At 66.8% G+C, this 5173-nt stretch carries 2 protein-coding genes; both read right to left on the reverse strand.

Annotated features, from left to right (window positions below; genetic code table 11):
* The coding region (locus tag VEI45_RS10325; protein WP_324852772.1) for a polyketide synthase at positions 1-4598 on the reverse strand (4598 nt) is incomplete at its 3' end.
* Between the two features lie 298 nt (positions 4599-4896).
* A partial coding sequence (locus tag VEI45_RS10330; RefSeq protein WP_324852775.1) for a hypothetical protein occupies positions 4897-5173 on the reverse strand: 277 nt, incomplete at its 5' end.

A 5173-nucleotide genomic window follows, 5' to 3' on the forward strand; every position in this document is an offset into this window, starting at 1 on the left:
CGCAACGTGTCCCACTTACCCCGACTGGCGGTGGCGAACACCTCCAACCCCAAATGCCGGGCCAACTGCACCGCAGCCATCCCCACCCCACCGGTCGCAGCATGCACCAACACCCGCTGCCCCGGCTTGACTTCAGCCAACTGGACGAATGCCATCCACGCCGTCGTGAAAACGGCTGATATGGCCGCGGCTTCGGCGTATGACCAGTCGGCGGGCATCGGAAGCAATAGCCGGGTATCGCCGGCCACCAGCGTGCCGCTGCCGTCCGGGAAGAAGCCGTATACCGAATCACCGACAGCGAATTCGGTGACCCCGGGTCCGACTTCCACGACAACGCCGGCGCCTTCGCCACCGATCAGCGCATCGTGGGTGAACATACCTAGGGTGATCATGATGTCGCGGAAGTTCGCGGCGATGGCACGCAGCTCCACCCGAACGTGGCCCGGCTCCAACGGTACATCGGCGTTAGGCACCGGCTCCAACTGAAGATTCTCAAAGGTGCCGGCACTGGAGAGCCCTAACCGCCATGGCCCATCGCCCGGCGGCACCAGCACGCTGTCAACCGCACGACTGCCGTGCACCCGCGCCGTGTAGACCGCGCCGCCGCGCATGATCACCTGCGGCTCCCCGACTGCCAGAACCGAACCTATTGTCGTATCATCAAGGGGCGCATCGGAATCCACCAACACGATCCGACCGGGATGCTCGGTCTGCGCAGAACGCACCAACCCCCACACCGCAGCACCCGCCAGATCAGTGACGTCCTCCCCCGCCAGTGCCATTGCGCCCCGGGTCGACACGACCAACACGCCGGATTCGCGCTCGGCCAGCCACGACTGCACCGCGGCCAATGCCTTATGCGTGCGCTCGTAAGTGTCGACGACGGGATCCTCGCCGCCCGATGCGGCCTCGAATACTTGGTAGGACGGCGTCTCAGCGTGCGATGCGGGCGACGCGGGAGACCACACCAGCTCAAAGAGCCGATCCTCACCTGAGCCGGACAATGCCGCCATCAACTGCTGCTGCGACACCGGGCGAGCCACCATCGACGCCACCGACAACACCGGCAACCCCAACCCGTCGGCCAACTCCACTGACACCGCCGACGGACCCGACGGCGCAATCCGCGCCCGCACCGCCGACGCCCCCGCTGCATGCAACGAGACACCCTGCCAGGAGAACGGCAAGGCCACTTCGTCCGTGTCGTGGATTACCGCCGCCGCGTGCAGCGCCGCGTCCAACAAGACTGGATGCACACCGAATCCGCCTACACCCCCGGCCGCATCCGGCAGCGTTACCTCGGCGAACAGCTCGTCGCCGCGACGCCACAGCGCGGTCAATCCCTGGAACGCCGGGCCGTACTCATACCCGCGTGTCGCCAACCGCTGGTAACCATCGGCTACGTCGACGGGAATCGCGCCCGCGGGCGGCCATACCGACAAATCCGCACCCGGCTCGATCGATCCCGAACCCAACTGTCCGGTGGCGTGGCAAATCCAACCCGAATCGGCGCTCTCCCGGGAGAACACGGACACGGTGCGCTGGCCGGATTCTTCGGCTGGTCCCACGACCACCTGGACCGCCACCGAACCCGACGAGGGCAGCATCAACGGCGACTGCAACGTCAGTTCGTCGACTGCCGAGCAGCCGACTTCGTCACCGGCGCGGATCGCCAACTCGACGAATCCCGCGCCCGGAAATAGCACCACGCCCTCAACGGCGTGATCGGCCAACCATCCCTGCGACGCTGCCGAGAGCCGGCCGGTCAGCATCACCCCGCCCGAGTCCGGCAGCTCCACCACCGCACCCAGCAACGCGTGCTCGCTGGCGCCCAACCCCAGCCCCGCGGCGTCCAGCGCAGCGCCATCCCCGGAAAGCCAAAACCGCCGCCGCTCAAAGGCATACGTCGGTAACTCGACAAACTCAGCCCCGGGCAACACCGCACGCCAATCGACATCCACACCCGAAACAAAGGCCTGCGCGGCCGAGCTGAGGAACCGGCGGACGCCACCGTCGTCTCGGCCAAGGGTGGGGATGACGATCGGTTCGGCGCTGCTGTCGACGCAATCGTTGAAGGTGTCCTCGATGCCGGCGATCAACGCGGGATGCGGGCTGCATTCGATGAAAGTGCGGTAGCCCTGTTGGCATGCGCCGCGCACGGCCTGATCGAATTGCACGGTTTGCCGAATGTTGCGATACCAGTAATCGGCGTCCAAGCCGGCGGTGTCCAGCAGATTACCGGTCAACGTGGAAAAGAATGCGGTGCGCGATGAATGCGGTTCCAGGCCGGACAGGACGTCGGCGAGCTGCTCGCGGATGTCCTCGACGTCAGCGGAGTGCGAGGCGTAGTCGACGTCAATCCGACGGGCACGGAGCTCACGGTCGGTGCATTGCTGGACCAGCTCGTCGAGCGCGGAGACTTCACCGGACACCACAACGGCGGATCGTCCATTGACCGCGGCGATGCTAATCCGATCACCGAAGGGAGCCAACAACTCTCGTGCTTGCTCCGCACCGCAGGCCAGGGAGGCCATGCCGCCGCGTCCGGCCATTGCCAGTAGCAGTTTGCTGCGCAGTGTCACCACGCGTGCAGCGTCGCGCAGCGACAGGGCGCCCGCGACGTAGGCGGCGGCGATTTCGCCTTGGGAATGTCCGATCACGGCGTCTGGACGCACGCCGACGGACTTCCACAGTTCGGCAAGCGACACCATGATCGCGAACAGAGCCGGCTGGACCACGTCGACGCGGTCCAGACCCGGCGCGCCCGGCACGCCGCGCAGCACGTCGATCAGCGACCAGTCGACAAATTCGGCGAATGCCTCTGCGCAGGCATTGATCTGCTCGGCGAAAACCGGTGCGGTGTCCAGTAATTCGACGCCCATGCCGAGCCATTGGGAGCCCTGGCCGGGGAACACGAACACGGTTTTGCCCGACGGATTGGCATGCCCCCGGGTTACCGAAGCCCCCGGCAGCCCGTGAGCCAGCTCCGCTAAACCGCTGAGCAACTCGTGGCGGTCGGCACCGAGCACCACCGCCCGATGCTCAAAGCGCGACCGGCCCGCCAGCGACCAGCCGACATCAGCGGTATCCAACTGCTCACGCGGACCGATGAACTCGCCCAACCGCGCCGCCTGAGCCGCCAGTGCCACCGCGCTCTTGGCCGAAACCACCCACGGCACCAACGACGGCACCGGACCAACCTCCGACACCCCTGCTACCGCTGGAGCGTCCTCGATAATCACATGCGCGTTGGTGCCACTGATCCCAAACGACGACACCCCCGCCCGACGCACGCGACCGTTGACCGGCTTGGCCTTCCAGGGCTGAGCCTCGGCCAACAGCTCCACTGACCCCGCCGACCAATCCACATGGGGACTCGGCGCATCCACGTGCAACGTCGCCGGCAACACCTCGTGGCGCATCGCCTGCACCATCTTGATCACACCGGCCACCCCCGCCGCGGCCTGGGTATGACCCATGTTCGACTTGATCGACCCCAACCACAGCCGCTCGGCCCGGTCCTGTCCATAAGTGGCCAGCAAAGCCTGGGCCTCGATCGGATCACCCAGCGTGGTGCCCGTACCGTGGCCTTCCACCACATCCACCTCGGCCGCACTAAGCCCGGCGTTGGCCAGCGCCGCGCGCACCACCCGCTGCTGCGACGGCCCGTTGGGCGCGGTCAAACCATTCGACGCCCCATCCTGATTCACCGCCGAACCACGCACCACCGCCAACACAGGGTGCCCGAAGCGCTGCGCATCCGAGAGACGCTCGACGACCAGCATCCCGCCACCCTCGGACCAGCCGACGCCGTCGGCGGCTTGCGAGAATGGCTTGCAGCGGCCGTCCGGCGACAGACCCCGGTGTCGGCTGAATTCGACGAACACGGTGGGGGTGGCGTTGACGGTGACACCGCCGGCCAGCGCGAGGTCGCACTCGCCCGATCGCAGCGACTGCACCGCCATGTGCAGGGCCACCAGCGACGATGAGCACGCGGTGTCCACCGACACTGCGGGACCCTCCAGCCCCAGCACATAGGCCACCCGGCCGGTCGCCACACTGGACGTCATACCGGTCAGCCGGTACCCCTCGATCTCTTCGGCGAGCATGCCGTAGCCCTGAGCGATGATTCCGGCGAAGACGCCGGTGGCGCTGCCCCGCAACGTGGTCGGGTCAACCCCCGCCCGCTCCAACGCCTCCCACGACAATTCCAGGAGCATCCGATGCTGCGGATCCGTCGCCAGTGCCTCGGACGGTGAGACGCCGAAGAATCGCGCGTCGAAGCCCGCGACATCGTCGACGAAACCGCCCGCACGCGCGTACGACTTGTGCGGCGCATCGGGATCTTCGTCGAACAGCCCGGCCAGATCCCAGCCGCGGTCGGTGGGGAACTCCGACATCACGTCGCGGCCCTGGGCCACCATGTCCCACAGGCCTTCCGGGGAATCGACACCGCCGGGGAAACGGCACGACATTCCGACGATCGCGATCGGCTCGCTCGAGCGCTCCAGCAGCGCACGGTTCTTGCGCTTGAGGCGCTCGACCTGGACCAGGGCTTTCCGCAATGCTTCGGTCGCATGCTGAAGTTGGTCAACCATGTCGTTACCCCTCGCCTAACGTCGGCCGTCGCCGAACCTGGAATGCGGCCCCCAGCGCAGGAGCCGAATCAAGAACATCGTTGGCGTGGGTGGCCAACTTCGACAGGGTTCCCACTACTTCCGATACTCCCGGCTTTGTATACGGAGAAGTCCCGCGATGCGCCGACTTGCTCGCCCGATTCACGCCCTGGGCCTGCAGCTAATTGCGCCGTGCCCAGGGATCCATGGCGAGACTTTACCCGTCACCGGTGAGCCGGGGTTAAGCGCGTGGTGGCACGGCGTTCAGCGGTCGGGCCGGTCAGCGCCAGCCGTCGGCCGCCACGGCGGCTTGCATCAGCGCATCGCACAGTTCGCGTAATTCGGGTGTCCCGGCCCCCTCGTCGAGCGCCGTGGCAACGTCTTCTGCCGCGCATCGAACCTGGTAGACGCGATCGGACAGGTCAGCGGCCTCGTCGGCGGACAGCACCACCGCGTCGGCAGGCAACGACGCAGCTTTCGCACCGTTGATCGAGGCCCGCTGCTCGTAGGCCCGCTGCCGACACGATTGCCGGCAGTACTGGCGGCGACGGCCCATC

Source organism: Mycobacterium sp. (assembly GCF_035623875.1).
Classification (GTDB): Bacteria; Actinomycetota; Actinomycetes; order Mycobacteriales; family Mycobacteriaceae; genus Mycobacterium.